At 64.5% G+C, this 16,174-nt stretch carries 17 protein-coding genes; 6 read left to right on the top strand and 11 right to left on the bottom strand.

Going from position 1 to position 16,174, the window contains the following annotated elements; all coding sequences use genetic code 11:
* Nucleotides 1–4 precede the first annotated feature (4 nt).
* A complete protein-coding gene (locus YU3_RS0120415) occupies nucleotides 5–1,204 on the top strand; it encodes an AI-2E family transporter (RefSeq protein ID WP_027167989.1) in 1,200 nt (399 codons plus the stop codon).
* Here YU3_RS0120415 and YU3_RS0120410 read toward each other — a convergent pair.
* The 3 genes from YU3_RS0120410 to YU3_RS0120400 all read right to left on the bottom strand — a co-directional run bounded on the left by YU3_RS0120410 (nucleotide 1,192) and on the right by YU3_RS0120400 (nucleotide 3,593).
* Nucleotides 1,192–2,088 (bottom strand): DMT family transporter, encoded by an 897-nt coding sequence (locus YU3_RS0120410; RefSeq protein ID WP_027167988.1) that lies wholly within the window; start codon nucleotides 2,086–2,088, stop codon nucleotides 1,192–1,194. The genes YU3_RS0120415 and YU3_RS0120410 overlap by 13 nt on opposite strands.
* A gap of 121 nt (nucleotides 2,089–2,209) precedes the next feature.
* On the bottom strand, nucleotides 2,210–2,974 hold the full coding sequence (locus tag YU3_RS0120405) for an arginyltransferase (RefSeq protein ID WP_027167987.1): 765 nt from the start codon (nucleotides 2,972–2,974) through the stop codon (nucleotides 2,210–2,212).
* A 148-nt stretch (nucleotides 2,975–3,122) separates the two neighbouring features.
* Nucleotides 3,123–3,593 carry an RDD family protein gene (locus tag YU3_RS0120400; RefSeq protein WP_027167986.1) on the bottom strand — a complete coding sequence of 157 codons (471 nt, stop codon included), beginning with the start codon at nucleotides 3,591–3,593 and terminating at the stop codon, nucleotides 3,123–3,125.
* Between the two features lie 304 nt (nucleotides 3,594–3,897).
* Between YU3_RS0120400 and sthA the strand changes: the two genes are divergently transcribed.
* Nucleotides 3,898–5,286: a Si-specific NAD(P)(+) transhydrogenase gene (sthA, locus tag YU3_RS0120390; protein ID WP_027167985.1), complete on the top strand. Its 1,389-nt coding sequence runs from the start codon at nucleotides 3,898–3,900 to the stop codon at nucleotides 5,284–5,286.
* A gap of 139 nt (nucleotides 5,287–5,425) precedes the next feature.
* Here the strand turns inward: sthA and YU3_RS0120385 are convergent, their stop codons facing one another.
* From YU3_RS0120385 to YU3_RS0120365, 5 genes are all read right to left on the bottom strand, one after another.
* Nucleotides 5,426–6,532, bottom strand: coding sequence for a hypothetical protein (locus YU3_RS0120385; protein ID WP_027167984.1), 1,107 nt, complete (start codon nucleotides 6,530–6,532; stop codon nucleotides 5,426–5,428).
* On the bottom strand, nucleotides 6,532–7,149 hold the full coding sequence (locus YU3_RS0120380; RefSeq protein WP_027167983.1) for a 5-bromo-4-chloroindolyl phosphate hydrolysis family protein: 618 nt from the start codon (nucleotides 7,147–7,149) through the stop codon (nucleotides 6,532–6,534). Before YU3_RS0120380 ends, YU3_RS0120385 begins: the two co-directional genes overlap by 1 nt.
* A gap of 7 nt (nucleotides 7,150–7,156) precedes the next feature.
* Nucleotides 7,157–8,728, bottom strand: coding sequence for a substrate-binding domain-containing protein (locus YU3_RS0120375; RefSeq protein ID WP_027167982.1), 1,572 nt, complete (start codon nucleotides 8,726–8,728; stop codon nucleotides 7,157–7,159).
* Between the two features lie 10 nt (nucleotides 8,729–8,738).
* Nucleotides 8,739–9,818 carry a toxic anion resistance protein gene (locus tag YU3_RS0120370; protein WP_027167981.1) on the bottom strand — a complete coding sequence of 360 codons (1,080 nt, stop codon included), beginning with the start codon at nucleotides 9,816–9,818 and terminating at the stop codon, nucleotides 8,739–8,741.
* Between the two features lie 213 nt (nucleotides 9,819–10,031).
* Entirely contained in the window at nucleotides 10,032–10,691 is a 660-nt protein-coding gene (locus tag YU3_RS0120365) for an alpha/beta hydrolase (RefSeq protein ID WP_027167980.1), read from the bottom strand.
* Between the two features lie 204 nt (nucleotides 10,692–10,895).
* On the opposite strand from YU3_RS0120365, the gene opgC reads away from it, so the two are divergent.
* Nucleotides 10,896–12,071, top strand: coding sequence for an OpgC domain-containing protein (gene opgC / locus YU3_RS36915; protein ID WP_084508169.1), 1,176 nt, complete (start codon nucleotides 10,896–10,898; stop codon nucleotides 12,069–12,071).
* Between the two features lie 58 nt (nucleotides 12,072–12,129).
* Here opgC and YU3_RS0120355 read toward each other — a convergent pair whose 3' ends face one another.
* Complete coding sequence (locus YU3_RS0120355) at nucleotides 12,130–13,209, bottom strand: substrate-binding domain-containing protein (RefSeq protein WP_027167979.1); 1,080 nt, start codon at nucleotides 13,207–13,209, stop codon at nucleotides 12,130–12,132.
* A 175-nt stretch (nucleotides 13,210–13,384) separates the two neighbouring features.
* Here YU3_RS0120355 and YU3_RS41320 point away from each other — a divergent pair, with 175 nt between their 5' ends.
* Together YU3_RS41320 and YU3_RS41315 are read left to right on the top strand one after the other, a co-directional pair.
* Nucleotides 13,385–13,528, top strand: a complete 144-nt coding sequence (locus YU3_RS41320) for a hypothetical protein (RefSeq protein WP_198021689.1) — start codon at nucleotides 13,385–13,387, stop codon at nucleotides 13,526–13,528.
* 57 nt (nucleotides 13,529–13,585) lie between these two features.
* Nucleotides 13,586–13,723, top strand: coding sequence for a hypothetical protein (locus YU3_RS41315; protein ID WP_198021688.1), 138 nt, complete (start codon nucleotides 13,586–13,588; stop codon nucleotides 13,721–13,723).
* 1 nt (nucleotide 13,724) lies between these two features.
* Here the strand turns inward: YU3_RS41315 and YU3_RS0120340 are convergent, their stop codons facing one another.
* On the bottom strand, nucleotides 13,725–14,099 hold the full coding sequence (locus YU3_RS0120340; RefSeq protein ID WP_027167978.1) for a DUF423 domain-containing protein: 375 nt from the start codon (nucleotides 14,097–14,099) through the stop codon (nucleotides 13,725–13,727).
* A gap of 36 nt (nucleotides 14,100–14,135) precedes the next feature.
* Nucleotides 14,136–15,383, bottom strand: a complete 1,248-nt coding sequence (locus YU3_RS0120335; RefSeq protein WP_027167977.1) for an MFS transporter — start codon at nucleotides 15,381–15,383, stop codon at nucleotides 14,136–14,138.
* Between the two features lie 116 nt (nucleotides 15,384–15,499).
* On the opposite strand from YU3_RS0120335, the gene YU3_RS0120330 reads away from it, so the two are divergent.
* Complete coding sequence (locus YU3_RS0120330) at nucleotides 15,500–16,165, top strand: GntR family transcriptional regulator (RefSeq protein WP_027167976.1); 666 nt, start codon at nucleotides 15,500–15,502, stop codon at nucleotides 16,163–16,165.
* The last annotated feature ends 9 nt before the right edge of the window (nucleotides 16,166–16,174 follow it).

The raw sequence follows: 16,174 nt of genomic DNA, 5'->3' as shown, positions 1-16,174 counted from the left end.
CGGGTTGAAGCGGGCTGAGATCCAGAAGCCGGGGCAGCGCCTGTTCGGTCTTTCGACACCGCTTCGGGCAGCCGTCATTCCGCCAATTTCCGCGGCGCGCTGGCTTCTGGTGCTGATCGCCGCCGCCGGCGTCTATTTCTTCCATGGCTTCCTGTTCCCGGTTCTGGCAGCGCTGGTCATCGCCTTCGCCAGCTGGCCGCTCTACCGCAGGCTGCTCGTTGTCGTCGGCGGCAACCGCACCGTCGGTGCGACCTTGGCCATATTGTTCATCCTGACGTTCCTGGTGGTGCCGATCGCGCTTGCCGGCACCTACGCCATCAACGAGCTGCGCGAGTGGGTGACCTGGGCGATCGAGACCAACCGGCACGGCGCGCTGACGCCGCGATGGATCGCCACCATGCCTGTCGTCGGCGAGTGGCTGAACGAGCAGTGGACTGGCTATCTCGGCCACCCCGGCGGCATTGGCGAATTGATCCAGCTGATCAGCGGCTCCAACATCGGCAGCATCTATCGCGGCGCTTTGGCCGCCGGCGGCAGCGCCTTCGGCCTGTTGCTGACGCTCCTGTTCATGATGATCGCGCTGTTCTTCGCCTACCGCGACGGTGAAGCCTTTGCCGCGCAGGTCGACCGTCTCGGCGAGCGTATCCTGCCGACGCGCTGGGAGCGCATCTCGCGTGTCGTGCCGGCGACCATCTCGTCGACCGTGACCGGCATGACCGTCATCGCCATCGGCGAGGGCCTCGTGCTCGGCATCGCCTACTGGCTGGCCGGCGTGCCGTCGCCGGTGACGCTCGGCGCGCTCACCGGCATCATGGCGCTGATCCCCGGCGGCGCGCCGCTCTCCTTCACCCTGGTGTCGATCTATCTCGCCGCCAGCGGCTCGCCGATGGCAGGGATGGCGCTGTTCATCTGGGGCGCGGTCGAGCTGTTCATCGTCGACAAGACGCTGCGTCCGAAACTGGTCGGCGGGCCGATCAAGCTGCCGTTCCTGCCGACCTTTTTCGGCCTGATCGGCGGCGTCAAGACGATGGGATTCCTTGGCCTGTTCATCGGCCCGGTGCTGATGGCGCTGCTTGTCGCAATCTGGCGCGAATGGCTGCGCGAGGTCGAGATCATCGACGAGCCTCCGGCCGCCGCTGATGATGGCAGCGGGCGGCCGCAGATCGAGGTGGCGGCAGACACCAGGAAGATTCAAGCCGGGTGATGCACCACAAGGTCGGCGCGGCGCTTGCGACCCTCCTGCAATTGCCACAGCGAATGGGCAACCAGCGCCACGATCAGGATCGTGCCGCCGATCAGGCTGTTGCGTGACGGTGTCTCGGCGAAGATCAGCCAGACCCAGACCGGCGCCAGCACCGTTTCCAATAGGTAGAACATCGCCACCTCGGGGCCGGAAATGTATTTCGGCCCATTGGCGAGGCAGAAGAACGAGATCGGCATGATGATGGCGCCGTTGAAGATGATCCACCAGGGCGCCGTGACGTGCAGCCCTTCGCCTGAAACCATGAAGGCCGCGAGCGCCAGCGGCAGGACGACGCCCACCAGCGCGGTAAAGCCCATGTCCTTGCGGCTGGCGCGGGAAATGGTGATGGCCAAGGCCACGAAGAAGGCCGAGCACAGCGCCATGAAATCGCCGAACAGATGCCCGGTGCCGACCGAGCCCCCAACGATGATCAATACGCCGGCGATCATAACCAGCATGGCGACGATCGTGACCAGCCGCGGCCGCTCCCGCAGGAACAGCCACGACAGCAGCGCCGCGAACACCGTGTTGAAGGCCAGGATGAAGACCAGATCGGCCGTCGAGGTGTGATAGACGGCGGTGACGAAGGTTACTCCTGTCAGGCCGTAGCATAGGGCCACCACCAGCCCCGACCATCCTGGAATGAGTTGCGGCGCGTTTCGGCTCGATGCCCGCCAGACGGCCCAGATCACCAGGGCGGCGATCAGCGTGGTGCCGGTGCGCAGCAACATGATGGTCCATGGGCTGCCGTCCGCCAGTCGGATCAGCGGAATGTCGACGGTCAGCGTCAGCCCGCCTAGGGCGGTGAGCAGGAGCCCCTTCGTGTGAGCGTTATGGGAGGACATGCGGTAAATTTCTCAAGATGAAGCGGAGTGAAGCCGATTCGCGCGGTTGCACCGCACGACGGCGGAAAGACCAGCGTCTTCTCCGTGGAAACAGTTCAAGGCCGGGTTCTGGAAAAACTATTCAGCGACTGACCGCTTCGTGGTCGTAGCGTTCCCAGCCTTTCGGACCGAGATGCTCCTGCGGCATGAAGCGCATCTTATAGCTCATCTTGCGCGAGCCGTTGACCCAGTAGCCGAGATAGACGTGGGGCAGGCCCATCGCCTTGGCGCGGGCGATGTGGTCGAGGATCATGAAAGTGCCGAGCGAGCGGTCCTCGAAGTCGGGATTGAAGTAGGAATAGACCATCGACAGGCCGTCGGCCATCTTGTCGGTCAGCGCCACGGCGATCAGTTCGCCCTGGCCTTTGCCGGTGATGAAAGTGTCGGGGCCGCGACGCCGGTATTCGATGATCTTGGTGTCGACATGCGTGTCTTCCACCATCATCGCATAGTCGAGCACGGTCATGTCCGACATGCCGCCACGGCGATGGCGGGCGTCGAGATAGCTGCGGAAGAGCGAGTATTGCTCGGTCGAGGGCTGCGCGTCATGCATGGCGCCGACGAGATCGGCATTGTGCTGGAGGACGCGGCGCATGTTGCGGCTGGGCTCGAATTCCTGCGCCAGGATGCGCACCGAAACGCAGGCGCGGCAGGACTCGCAAGCCGGGCGGTAGGCGATGTTCTGCGAACGCCGGAAGCCGCCTTGCGTCAGCAGGTCGTTCATCTCCGGCGCCTTGTCGCCGACAAGGTGCGTGAACACCTTGCGCTCGAACTGTCCCTCCAGATAGGGGCACGGTGAAGGCGCTGTCAGGAAGAACTGCGGCGACTGGGTCGGATGCTGCGTCATCTAATCTTGGAAACGCTCCTGCGAATCGCCCTACCTTTGGCCCGGTCGGCGAAAAATTCAACAGGATTATGCTGCCGCGGCGGCCTTGACCTGTTCATAATTAGGCGTAGGCGGCGCAGTGGCTTGATGTACGCGGCCGTGGACACCGTCAGATATCTGTGCGGGTGACCACGGTGCCGAGCAGCAGGTCGTGCAGCGTGCGCTTGCGGTCGGAGAACAGCGTGACCAGCAGCACCAGCGGCGTCAGGATGACGTTGCCGGCCCAGAACAGCACGGAGTGCACCACCGCCGTCATGCCGTCGATGCGGCTGCCGTCGAGTTTCTCCAGGCGGATGCCCATGATCTTCATGCCGATCGTTGCCTGGTCGCGGCTGCCAAGCGTGTTCCAGATGTAGAGGATGGCGACCATCGGCACCAGCACGGAAAACAGCGCCCAGCCGAGGCCGAAGGTCAAAAGCCCGAGAATGGCGACCAGGATGGCGAAAGGGATGGTCAGAAGCGCGACGAAGAAATAGTCGAGGAGAAAGGCAAAGATCCGCCTTGTCCGCACCCCGCGATAAGCGCGGGTATCCTCGAACCTGGTCGCGATGATCTCGCCGTCCAATACGCGTGTGTTCATGTCCGTTCCTCGATCCCGGCATCCGCATGAGGATGCCTGACGCCCTGTCAAATGGTGAAGGCGGCCTGGAATTCAAGGAAGGTGTTGGCCGGCGGACCGGCGCGACATCAGCAAATGCCGGGGAAAAGCCTGTAGCGAACCCGCCCGAGATAATCGCGATATTCCTGCGTCAGCGCCAGGATGCGCTCCTCGCGCGCTTTTGGTCGCATTGGCGGGTTCGTTTACCGCTGGAATGGCGCGTTGCCAGTTGAACATGACATTCTTCCCGGTCTAGCTTGCTGCGGCGCACAAAGGGGATGGGGACATGGACTACGACATGCTGGTCATCGGCAGCGGCCCTTCGGGACGCCGCGCCGCGGTGCAATCGGCCAAGCTCGGCAAGTCGGTGCTGGTGGTCGACAGGGGCAGGCGCCTGGGCGGCGTCTCCGTGCATACCGGCACCATCCCGTCGAAGACCCTGCGCGAGACGGTGCTCAACCTCTCGGGCTGGCGTGAGCGCGGTTTCTACGGGCGCGGCTACCGGGTCAAGCAGGACATTTCGATCTCAGATCTGGTCGACCGGCTGCACAAGACCCTCGACCATGAGGTCGAGGTGCTGCAGCACCAGTTCATGCGCAACACGGTGAGGAGCGCGCGCGCCGCGGTGAAGTTCCTCACACCGAACAAGGTAAGCCTGACCGCGGATAATGGCGATTACAGCGAGGTTGGCTTTGCCAACGCGCTGATTGCCGTCGGCACCCGGCCACACCGGCCGACCGACGTGCCCTTCGACAGGAAGCGCGTCTTCGACAGCGACGAGATGCTGGAGCTCCACCATCTGCCGCGCACGCTGACGGTGATCGGCGCCGGCGTCATCGGCGTGGAATATGCCACTATCTTTTCGGCGCTCGACGTACCGGTGACCCTGGTCGAGCCGCGTAACACCATTCTGGATTTCATCGATCGCGAGATCGTCGACGATTTCATCCATCAGATGCGCGACCGCGGCATGACCATCCGCCTCGGCAGCACGGTCAAGGAGATCGCTTCGAAACCCGACCATGCCGAGGTGACGCTGGCCGACGGCCGCACCATCCGCTCCGAGATGGTGCTTTACGCCGCCGGCCGCACCGGCAACGTCGCCAGCCTCGGCCTCGATACGGTCGGCATCGAGGCCGACGCCCGAGGCCGCATCAAAGTCGATCCGCATACCTTCCAGACCAGCGTGCCGAACATCTACGCTTCCGGCGATGTCATCGGCTTCCCGAGCCTTGCCTCGACGTCGATGGAGCAGGGCCGGGTGGCGGCATGCCATGCCTTCGGCGTCCACCTGCCGCCGCCGCCTGAGAGCTTTCCCTACGGCATCTACGCGGTGCCGGAGATATCGACCGTCGGCCAGTCCGAGGAGCAGGTGCGCGAGAGCGGCGCGGCCTATGAGGTCGGCCTGGCGCGTTTTCGCGAGACCTCGCGCGGCCACATCATGGGCGTCAGCAGCGGCTTCCTGAAACTGTTGTTCTCGGTCGAGAGCCGTCGCCTGCTCGGCGCCCACATCGTCGGCGAAGGCGCGACCGAACTCATCCATATCGGCCAGGCGGTGATCAATCTCGGCGGCACGGTCGACTTCTTCGTCAACAACACCTTCAACTACCCGACACTGGCGGAAGCCTACAAGATTGCCGGGTTGGATGCCTGGAACCGCATGGGGCAGGGCTAAAGCAATTCCAGGAAAAATGTGTAACGGTTTTCCGTCCGGAATTGCGTAAAAACAAATGCTTAGAGCGGTTCTGTGATTCCGTGAAACGCTGAACCGCTCTAAGCGGATCGGCGCTGCGGAATCTGGCCACGCTGGCCGGTCAGGCTTCCAACTGCGACAGCAGCGAAAGCATGACCTCGGCCGACGGCATTGGCAGCACCGCCTCGATCTCGGCCGGCCGCACGCCGGCGACAGCGTCGGCGTCGCCCGCAACCGTACCGAGCGGACCGCGGAACCCATGCTTCGACCAGGCAAGTTGCTGCAGCTTCGGGCTGCTCAGCGCTTCGAGCAACTGGTCGACCGCCGGATCGACAACGATCAGCGGATGCGCCGAATAGACCGTCGGGCGTGGGTAGAGGATTTCCGGCTTGGCGCCGGCGCCGGCCTGCACGCGCTGCCAGCGCGCTGGATCTACGAGCGCCCATTCCACCAGTTGGTTCTCGTAGCCTATCACCATCGGCTCGGCGCCGAGGCCACCGGCGATATACTGGTCGAACAGCTTGCCGGAAGAGGACGATTTCAACCCCATGCTGCGGAAGATCGCCTTCGCCTGGTCGCCGTGCTGGGCCAGCAATTCCTGCGTCGCCACGTCGCCGCTCATCAGGCTGAGGACGAGGCCGGCGAACATGAAGCCTGAATTGGAACGGTTGGGATCGGTGGAGACGATGCGGGCGCGGCCGTAGAGCTCGGAAATGCCCAGGTCCGACCAGTTCTTGCCGGCCAGAATGGCGTCGAGCAGCGCCTTGAGGTCGAGCTGGTTGTAGCCGCCCTTGGCGGCGACCGTGACCAGCCCGCTCTTCTTCAGCCCTTCGACCACCGGCCCCCAAGTGTAGACGACGATCGGCGAGTTGAGCACGACCTGGTCGTTGCGGATCGAAACGCCGCTCTTGCGCGCCAGGTCGACCATGATCGACGAGGACGGCCACAGGAATTGCGGCTTCTGGGTCAGCAGTGCCGGCTCGCGCACCATCTCGACCGAGCCGGCGACGCGCGCATCGAGCTCGAGCCCGTAGCCGCCCAGCGCGCTCACCACATCGGGGTCGGCGAGGAAGGCCTGCTTCTCGCCGCCGATAAAGCCGAACAGGTGCGCGCGGTTGCCGAGATAGCCGCGGAACTCCGGCCGGTCCTTGAGCGTCAGATAGCCGCCCGTCCCGGCCGCGGCGGCGGCAAGCAGTCCCAGTCCGAAAGCGCGGCGAGAAAGGGCCATCAGCGACCGATATCCTCTTTCAGCGACTCCTGAATGAGTCGAAGGTCAACGTCGAGGGTGCCAAGCTCGGAGTCCGCCTGGCTGTCGGCGTAGTGCACGAAAGCGTCCTGCAGCCTGGTGATCACCGCGCCTACATTGGCAAGCCGCTGCTGGCTTGGCGCGCGACGATCGGCAAGCGCCGCATAGCCTTCCGCGACTTCCGCCGCCTGCGGCACGTAATAGGTCAGGAAGCGCCGAACGGAAGCGGCACTTGCAGGCTTCGCCTCGACTTTCGAGATGACGTCGGAGGCGATGTCGGACAGGTTCTTCACCTTGGCCTTCATGTCCTTGTCGGCGATCGAGCTTGCCGCTGCCGCCAGCCGGTCGGCGGCCGGCTGCGCCTGCGCCAGCAATTCGCGCGCGAACGCCACCTGGCCGCCGCCGATGGAGCCGAGATCGAGCCCTTCGAAAAGCTGGCGCGGCGCAAGCACGAAGATCAGCCCTGCAAAAACCAGAACGGAGACCACCGCCGAGACCAGGAAGGGGAAGTGGGTGAGCGTGCTGAGACCAATTAGCAGCGCGGCCGACACCAGCCCTGCCACGATCCAGTTCCAGTCATTGCCAAACAAGCCGCGCATTGTCCGCCTAGTTGTAGCCGCGCGCGGCGCGGAAGGCACCGGCAAGGTCGCCGCCGCCGTCGAAAACGCGCGCCGAGGTCGCCTTGGCAAGGCTGTCGAGCTGGCTTTTGTCGGCGTCGCCGAAGGTGATGCCGAACACCGGCACCCGCACCGGCGCCTGGCGCCATGCAGCCAGGAACGGCTCGGCGCTACCATCGGTGCGGCCGTCCGTCATGATGACGATGGCCGGCAGGTATTTCGGCAGGTCGGGAGTGGCCAGGATCTTCTGCAGCGCCTCCGACGCGCAGGCGTACATGTCGGTGCCGCCGCCGGCGCGCTGCTGCGCCACGTCGCCAAGCAGCTGGTTCTGGCCCGCCGGATCGCCGGTCGCGTCGAAAATGTCGCGCACGGTGCCGTCGAAAGGCAGTACGAAGATGTGGTCGGACGGCGTCCACTGCACCAGCACCTCGCTGGCTTTTTCCGGCGTGAACAGGAACTGCGCGGCCTGCTGCAACTGTGTCTCGCCCTCGTTCTCCATGGAACCGGAGAAGTCGAAGCAGAGCGCAGTGAGTGACGGTTTGCGCAGGGCCTCCTGGTAGAGGTTCAGCGCGGTCTTGATTACCGCCGGCTCCGGCATGCGGATCGACGTCACCAGCTTGCCGGGATCGAAATTCCAGTCGGGATCGGCCGTCGCCTGGATAGCGGCGCCGCCGAGCGGCAACCGCCGGCCGGTATCGGCGACGCGCTTGCGCACCGCGTCCGATTGCAGATAGGCGAGCAGGTCGGTGAAGAATTTCTCGACGTCGGCACCGCGCCCGTGATCGATGAAGCCGAGTGGGGAATCGCCGACGGCAACGCCGTCGGCCGGATAGATCGCATAGAGCGGCTCGTCGCCCATCTGCTTGAGCTTGTCGTTGGTTTCCTTCAGCGTTGCTTCGTAATTCCACATCGCGTCATAGAGCGTGCCCTTGCGCGCGGAATCGACGTAGAGGTCGGCCAGCCAGCCGGAAGATCCGGAAGAGCGCTCGACGCCTTGCAGCAACGCGCTGACCGTGTCGTGCACGGCGGGACTGTCGAGGTCGCCGGGCTCGATCACTTCCTTGCCTCCAAGCGCGCTGGAAAGCATCGCCAGATAGGCGCTGGCGCCGGAATTGGACTGCGTGGCAGACGTCATCAGGAATTTGAGCTTGCCGTCCTTCACCGCGGCAAGGATGTCCTTCATGAACACTTGCCTGCCGATCCAGCCGAGCTCGGCGGCCTTGGATTTGCGCACGCCGAGGATGACCGGCATCTGCGCGATCGAGGTGAGGTTGCGCACCTTGCGGCCGGAATCGAACAGGTCGACCCAGACGCTGGATGCGGGCCACACCGCATCCTGGTCGAGCCCGCCGGATTTCTGCAGGCCGAGGCCGATGTCGAGCGATCCCTGGTAGGAAATGGTGCAGGTCGCGCCTTGCCTGGCGCAGAATTCCTGCACGATCGGCTCCAGCACCGTGTTTTCGGATCCGGAGACGATCGAGAACTTGAAACTGCTCGAATTGCAGGCGGCCAGCAGCAGCGACGCCGCCAGCACGACAACGGACGAAAGCTTCATTCGCATCGAAGCTCCGTCAGCCCTGGGTGAGCGCTTTCTTGAGGTCGGCGGTCATCTGGTCCATTTGCTTTTCGGCCTCGGCCCGTTTCTGCCGGCCTTGCTCCTGGACCTTGAGCACGCCTTGCACGGTGTCGATGAGGTCTCGGTTGGCCTGCGCCAGCGTCTCGACATCGACGATGCCGCGCTGCGCCTGCTCCTCGATCGAGATCGCCTGGTCCTTCATCATCTTCGATGTCTGGCGGATCATCTCGTTGGTGGCGTCGGTCACCGTCTTTTGCAGTTCCAGCGCCGACTTCTGGTTGGTGAGGCCGAGCAGGATGACCATCTTCTGCTTCCAGGCCGGCACGGTCAGCGCCGATGTCGCCTGCAGGTTCTCAATCAGCGTCTCGTCGCCGCCCTGCACGATGCGGATCTGCGGCAGTTGCTGGATGCCGAGCTGGCGCGCTTGCACAAGGTAGAAGATGCGCTTCTCCAGCCGGTCGAGCGCCTGCACGGCGTCCTGATAGGTCTGCGCCTCCAGCGTGCCGGCAGAATCGCTTGCCTTGGCGTCGGCCGCGGCCCTCAGCTTCGGCAGTTCGTTGGCGCGGTAGTCGTCGACGAATTTCTTGCCGGCCTGCACATAGGCGTCGAGGTTGAGGATCGACTCCTTCGTCTGCTCGTGCAGGTCGTCGAGCACGGCGATGTCGCGCCGCAGCGTATCCTTGTGTCGGTCGAGCTCGAGGCCGATGCGGTCGATCTGCCCGGCGACGTCCTCGTATTTCTCCTTGAAGCGTTCGAGCCTGGCCTTGAACGAGGAGAACAGGTTGCTGAGGAAGCCTTCATCCTTCAACGAGGCCGGATCGAGGTTCTTGGCCTTCATGATGATGTCGGTTAGCAAGGTGCCGGTGTCGCCGAGATCGCGGTTGCGGACCTGCGCCAGGATCTTGTCGGCATAATCGCTGACCGCTTGCTGGGCGCGGTCGCCGAAGACCGAAATCGCCGCACGGTCGCGAATATCGATGCCGCCTCCGATCCTGGCGACCTCGCCCTGGCTAGCGGCAATGACAGGCAATTTCGACGTGTCGTCGAGCAGAGTGATGCTGTTCTCGTCGGCCATTCAGACCTCCCCCTGAGTGAACATCATCTCGATAGACAGTGTGTGACAGACATATGACAATGAAGCAGCATGCCGCTTTGGGCTGTGAAATGCGTCACTCTTTTGTGCCTGGCCAGGCTCTGGCTCTGTCGCTGCGGAAGGTCCACGAGGCACCTTTTGAAAACGGTCTCGACCTGTTGATCGCTGGCGCCGAAGTCCGCAAGGCTGACGCGGTCAGGCCACCGGCGCAGGGCCCGCCAGCCACTGCCGCACGATCGCGGCGTCCGCATCGCCGAATTCATGGCCCGCGGCAATGATGCGCGCGTCGATCTCGGCGCCGCGCTGGCTGAACAGCGTCACCAGGGCAGGCGCGAACGGGCCGTAGGTCTGGTCGGCGGCGCCGGCGACGATCAGCACGCGTGTTCCGCCGAGGTCGGTCATCGGTGAAGTGTCGAGCACCGGCATCGCCCGCAAGAGCGCCGCCTGCCGGGCCACGCCGGGATGGAGCAGCATCAGGCTGGAGACGACATTGGCCCCGTTCGAATAGCCAAGGAAGGTCGCACGCTGCAGGTCGAGCCCGTGTTGCTGTGCGGCTTCCGCCGCGAACTGGGCATAGGCGGCCGTCTCGGCATGAATGCTGGCCTGTTCAAAACTGGTCGGCGTGATCCGTTCGAACCAGCGAAACCCGTCCTCTTGGCGGATGCGGCCGCGCGCCGCGACGATCACCGCGCGCGGCGCGATCTGCATTGCCAAGGGCAGCATTGTCGTCTCGTCGACGCCTGAGCCGTGCAGCACGAACAGGCATTCGCCGCTGGCGTTTGCAGGCTTCAACAGGCGGTAGGCGAAAGCGAGATCGCGGCGAAGAATGCTGTTTTCGCCGCTATATTCGGACATGCTCATATCCATTTGATTCCATGAGATATTCATTGATTTGCCGGCTTCAAAACGGAATATTTTCGCGCTCCGCGAAAGTTGATTGAACCAGGCGCATTTCAGTCCGTTTCTGCGCCGATACACTCCCCTTGGGAGGAATCGAAGCGGTGCGCCCCGGGGGTCGCATTGCTGGCTATGAACAACCAGCTTTGAGGCCTTTTGTCGATGACTACCCCAATACCCTCAGAGCGCGATACGCGCATCGACGTGCTGCGTGCGCTCGCGCTGCTCACTATTTTCGTCGACCATGTGCCGGGCACGGTCTTCGAGAATTGGACCTACAAGAATTTCGGCTTTTCCGACGCGGCCGAAGCCTTCGTGCTGATTTCCGGCATCTCGGTGGCGCTGGCTTACGGCACGAAGTTCAAGCCGGGCGGCCGACTGCTCGCGACCCTGAAGATGTGGCGGCGCGCCGGCGTGCTCTACATCTGCCACATCGTCATCACGATGGTGGTGATCGCACTGTTTTGCGCTGCCGCGGTGTTCGCGCACCGGCCCGAGATGCTGACGATGATCAACATCGAACCCTTGATGCGCAACACGCCGCAGGTGCTGCTCGGTATCGTCACGCTCGGCCACCAGCTCGGCTACAACAACATCCTGCCGGTCTATGCGGCGCTGCTTCTGGCGGCGCCCGCTTTCGTGCTGTTCGTCAGCTATCGGCCGGTGCCGGCGCTGATCGTGTCGGGCCTGCTCTGGCTCGTTGCCGGCATCTGGCAGATCGCGCCGCCGAACTATCCCGAGCCTGGCCTCTGGTTCCTTAATCCGCTGTCCTGGCAGTTCCTGTTCAACATCGGCCTTGCCGCCATGCTGCATGTGAAGCGGGGCGGGCGGATCCCGGTCAATCCGTGGCTGCTGGGTGCCGCCAGTATCTATGTGGCTGGCGCGGCGATCTGGGTGCACAGCCCGTTCTGGGGCCAGATCACCTGGTTCAATCTGCCGGTGGTGATCGGCGGCTTCGACAAGACCTTCCTGTCGCTGCCGCGGCTGCTGCACATCCTCGCCATCAGCTATCTGATCGTCGCGCTGCCGGCGGTCTCGAACCTCTTCCGCGTGCGGCCCGACAATCCGCTGGCGATCATGGGCAAGCGCTCACTGCCGGTGTTCGTCGCCGGCACGCTGCTTGCCATGGCGGCGCAGGTGCTGAAGCTGATCAACCCGGGGGGCCTGGCCTATGATACGCTGCTGATCGCGGCCGGCATCGCCATGCAGCTCGCGCTTGCGCTCTATCTCGAATGGCTTGCAAGCCTCGGCCCGTCCCGCGCCAAGCCGGTGTGTGGGGCGCCCGCACGGGGGTCTTTCAGCACGCGGCCGGTCCCGGCAAGGGCAGGCAGCTACTGACGCAATGCAAGGAAACCGCCTGGCGGCTTCCTTCCAAGGAAAAGCGCTCTGAGCTTGCTCAGGCTTTCGGGGCCGGGCCGGTCGAGGCTCTGACGATCAGCTCGACGCCCATCGTCTCGCGCCGCACCGCGCCGTCATGGTCGAGGATCATGCGCGCGGCGCGGCGGCCGATCTCGGTGATCGGCTGGGCGATCGTGGTCAGTGGCGGATCGCAGAGCGCGCCGTCCGGCACGCCGTCGAAGCCGACGACCGAAACGTCCTGCGGCACTTTCAGACCGCGCGTGGTCAGCCAGTCGATGGCGATCATGGCCATTCTGTCCGACATCGCCAGGATGGCGCTCGGCGGCTTGCCGCCGGCGAAGATCGCCTCCAGGCCGGCCCTGGTGCTCTTTTCCTCGTTCTCGGTTTCGAAGATCGGGATCCTCGTCGTGTCGATACCGAAGCTGGACAGTTCCTCGAAATAGCCGGCGAGACGATCGCGCGTTCCCGTGTAGACCGCCGAGCGGACCATTTCCGGCGTAACGAAACCGGTGCGGTCCTCGCCGAGGGTCAGCGACAGCACGGCGAAACGGCGATGTCCGAGTTCGGCCAGATGACGCGCGGCGAGCCGTCCGCCGGCGATGTTGTCGACACCGATCGCCGAGATGGTCTCATCGTGGAAGCCGAGCTCCAGCGCCACGAAAGGCAGCCTGCGCTCGCGTGTCAGTTCGACCAGGCGCGAGCCGCCTTCGATACAGAACAGCACAAAACCGTCGACAAGCGCGCTCTGGATGTTCCAGGCGAGCTTCTCCTGGTTGGCGGCTGACACAAGCGCGATTCCCGCCCCCGTAGCGTCGCAGGCCTCCGAGATGCCGGCCATCATGACGCGGGCAAAGGGATCCTCGAAGAAATAGGAGAGGGGCTCGGTCGTGCCGACGCCGATGGCGTTGACCTTGCCGGCGCGCAACAGCCGGCCTTTCGGATCGGGGCCGGCATAGCCCATTTGCTCCGCCACCGCCTTGACCCGCTCGCGCACTTCGGCGCGCACGATCTCGGGGCGGCTGAAGACGTTCGAGGCCGTACCATGCGACACGCCGGCGGCCTTGGCGATGTCGGCCAGCCGAATCGGTCTTGCCTGGCCTTCGAGGAGTGATGCCATGTCGTTCCTCCGAATCCGGTCACGGGACGAACATGACCGCTGAATTGTTGCCGGTCATCTAACATTTTTGTTGGATCGATTCAAATTTCGCTTGACACGAGGCGGAGAAGATCTAGGATTTGAATCGATCCAAGTCATCCGCTTCATTGTGGAGCGGGCTTAATAGGAGGGTGCCATGCATCCGGTGGGCTATCTGTTCGAGGACATCTACCGCAACGACTGGGGCATCGCCTCGGTGGCCGCCAGCGAGAAGCGCCGGGGCCGATTGGGTCCCTGGAGGCGCGCGCCACGCTTCCTCGTGGAGCGCAAGCGCGGCTGAGCCGCGGCCATTCTTTGCGTCGCCGTGTTGGATCGATTCAATTAAGGAGAGGCAGTCATGCATCCGATTGGTCATCTGTTTCAGGACATCTACCGCAACTATTGGGGCATCACGCCCGGAACCGAGCAGCCGGAGCGGCGCCGCGTCGGCGAGCAGCCCGCGCGCAAGCGCAAGCGGCGTGCGGACCGAAAATAGTCTACGGACCACGGCGCCACAGCGCCGAGACGCCGATCGCCACCCAGCCGGCGATCAGCAGGGTGCCGCCGATCGGCGCCGACATCGGAAACAGCCGCGAGCCGAGAAAGTCGCGGGCGAGCAGATCGCCGCAGAACAGGAGCAGGCCCGCAAGCAGCACGAGGCTGGCGATCCTGAGGCAGCGGTTGGCGCCGGCAAGGCCGACGGCCAGGAATACCGGCGCATGCATCAGGAGGAAGTTGGCCGCCGTGCCGGTAAAGGCGCCGCCGCGATGCGCGGCCGCCGCCGATAGCGCCACGCCGGCTGCACCGGCAAGCCCGCCCGCCAGCACAAAAAGACGGTTGCTGTTCGCAGGCTTCTCGGAAGGGTTCGTCATGGTGCACTCCGTCCTGGTTAGCCGGGAAGCGACCCGTCAGGACTCGCCGGTTTCCAGCAGCATATGCCGTGCCCGGCGTGACTGGACAATCCAGTTGTAGACGGCGCCGAGCGCCATCAGCACCGACGTGCCCAAAAACACCGAGCGCATGCCGAAATGCCCGCCGACGAAGCCGCCGGACAACGGCCCCGCGACCTGGCCGACATATTGCGCCGAGATCGCCAGTCCAAGCACGTTGCCGCCGATCCCGTCAGGGATGTTATGGCGGATGACGCTGGTGATGCAGGGCAACAGGCCGCCCAGCGCCAGCCCCATCAGGAAGCGAAGGCCGATCAGCTGCCAGCCGTTGGTGACGAAAGCCTGCGGGATTAGCAGCAGCGCCGAGACCGCGAGCGCGCCGACCACGACGTTCCAATGGCCGACGCGGTCGGCGAGTTTTCCCAGCCAGGATGACGACAGGATGGTGCCGAGCGCCGCCGCCGACATGACCACGCCGGCGACCATGGTCACCTTGCTCTGGTCCTCGATAAGCTGCTGCACATAGACGGTGATGATCGGCTCGATCGACATGGTGGCGAAGGCGAGCAGCATGCCGGTGGCCAGCATGGCGACGATCGGCCGCTTGTCGGGGATCTGCGACCAGCCGCTTTTTGGTTTCGCCATCGAGGCGGGCTTGGGCGCCGGCGGATTTTCCTTGATCAGGAAAGTCGTCGCCAGGAACGCCAGGAAGATGACGGCGCCCGAAAGCAGGAAGGTCGCGCGGATGCCGATCAGCGGCGGCAGCAGGCCGCCGAGCAGCGGTCCGACCAGCGAACCCGCCGTGATGCCAGCCGCCAGCACGCCCAGCGCCCAGCCCGAGCGCTCCTTCGGCGTCTGCATCGCCACCAGGATCGTGGAACCCGACGAATAGCCGCCGGCAAAGCCGATCAGCAGCCGAAGCAGCACCAGCTGCCAGACGCTCTGAACCATGCCGGTCAGCGACATGCAGATCGCCATGCCGAACGAAGCGCGCACCAGCATCAGCTTGCGGCCGTAGCGGTCGCCCAGCCGACCCCACAAGGGCGCGACCAGCGCGGCCGCGAAGAAGGTCGCGCCATAGGCGACGCCCGACCACTGCACGATCGCCGCGTGGCCGACGGCGCCGAGCTGCTCGACATAGAGAGGCAGGAACGGCAGCAGCAGCGTCATGGCGACAAGCGTGCTGAATGAGCCGGCGAAGCAGACGGCAAGGTTGCGCCGCCAATGGATGTTGAAGCCGCTCTGTTCGGATCCGTTGGGCGTCATGTCACGCGTGCCAATGCTGGGGTTGTTGCGGATACCAAATTGGGATACCAAGTCGGTATCCGTCATGAACCTGGCACGTGCCGCTTGTCAATGCGGCTTTGGAAAGCGGGACGACAATGTCGCAGATGCAGAACGTCGAAAGGCAGCTTCGCGAGATGATCCTCGGGCTGGAGATCGGCCCGGGCGAACGGTTGACCGAGCGCTGGATCGAGAGCCGTTTCGGCGCCTCGCGCACACCGGTGCGGGCGGCGCTGCTGCGCCTGGAGACGGAAGGGCTGATCGGCCGCGATGGCCGCGGCTGGACGGTGGCGCCGATCAACCTTGCGGAACTCGGGCAGATCGCCGTCTACCGCGAGGCGGTCGAGGTCGCGGCGGTCCGCTTGACGGCGGCGCTCGAAGACCGCGGCGGGATCGACGTGATCGCCGCGATGCTTGATTCCTGCGATGCCGAGACACCGCGCGAGGAGTGGCACCGCGTCGGCATGGATTTCCACATCGAACTGGCAAGGCTTTCGGGCAACGAGTTTCTGCTCAGGGGGGTTCGCGACGCGATGACCAGGCTGTCGCGGGCACGCTGGCTGGAGGTGCGCGACGAAAAGGCGCTCGACCGCGCCTGGGCCGAACATCACGCCATCCTCGCCGCCGTAGGGGCCGGTCATGCCGACGCAGCGGCGCGGCTGCTTTCCGATCACATCGCCGGCAGTCGCGATCGGCTGGTCACCTCGCTGCATGACGACCGGCGCGGCTTGCGCGCCAGGGGATTCGCCGTCGTCGCAGCGTAGGTATCGCGC

Source organism: Mesorhizobium sp. WSM3224, assembly GCF_000427725.1.
Lineage (GTDB): Bacteria > Pseudomonadota > Alphaproteobacteria > Rhizobiales > Rhizobiaceae > Mesorhizobium.
Note: the sequence above shows the minus strand (reverse complement) of the source record. Positions and strands in the feature narration are given on the sequence as shown.

Coding starts and splice junctions, on each gene's coding strand:
- YU3_RS0120385 (WP_027167984.1), bottom strand. CDS start 6,532: ATGGCCCTTTCTCGCCGCGCTTTCGGACTGGGACTGCTTGCCGCCGCC.
- YU3_RS41315 (WP_198021688.1), top strand. CDS start 13,586: ATGCATCCGATTGGTCATCTGTTTCAGGACATCTACCGCAACTATTGG.
- YU3_RS0120340 (WP_027167978.1), bottom strand. CDS start 14,099: ATGACGAACCCTTCCGAGAAGCCTGCGAACAGCAACCGTCTTTTTGTG.
- YU3_RS0120375 (WP_027167982.1), bottom strand. CDS start 8,728: ATGCGAATGAAGCTTTCGTCCGTTGTCGTGCTGGCGGCGTCGCTGCTG.
- YU3_RS0120410 (WP_027167988.1), bottom strand. CDS start 2,088: ATGTCCTCCCATAACGCTCACACGAAGGGGCTCCTGCTCACCGCCCTA.
- YU3_RS0120365 (WP_027167980.1), bottom strand. CDS start 10,691: ATGTCCGAATATAGCGGCGAAAACAGCATTCTTCGCCGCGATCTCGCT.
- YU3_RS0120400 (WP_027167986.1), bottom strand. CDS start 3,593: ATGAACACACGCGTATTGGACGGCGAGATCATCGCGACCAGGTTCGAG.
- YU3_RS0120330 (WP_027167976.1), top strand. CDS start 15,500: ATGTCGCAGATGCAGAACGTCGAAAGGCAGCTTCGCGAGATGATCCTC.
- YU3_RS0120355 (WP_027167979.1), bottom strand. CDS start 13,209: ATGGCATCACTCCTCGAAGGCCAGGCAAGACCGATTCGGCTGGCCGAC.
- opgC (WP_084508169.1), top strand. CDS start 10,896: ATGACTACCCCAATACCCTCAGAGCGCGATACGCGCATCGACGTGCTG.
- YU3_RS0120335 (WP_027167977.1), bottom strand. CDS start 15,383: ATGACGCCCAACGGATCCGAACAGAGCGGCTTCAACATCCATTGGCGG.
- YU3_RS0120405 (WP_027167987.1), bottom strand. CDS start 2,974: ATGACGCAGCATCCGACCCAGTCGCCGCAGTTCTTCCTGACAGCGCCT.
- YU3_RS0120370 (WP_027167981.1), bottom strand. CDS start 9,818: ATGGCCGACGAGAACAGCATCACTCTGCTCGACGACACGTCGAAATTG.
- sthA (WP_027167985.1), top strand. CDS start 3,898: ATGGACTACGACATGCTGGTCATCGGCAGCGGCCCTTCGGGACGCCGC.
- YU3_RS41320 (WP_198021689.1), top strand. CDS start 13,385: ATGCATCCGGTGGGCTATCTGTTCGAGGACATCTACCGCAACGACTGG.
- YU3_RS0120380 (WP_027167983.1), bottom strand. CDS start 7,149: ATGCGCGGCTTGTTTGGCAATGACTGGAACTGGATCGTGGCAGGGCTG.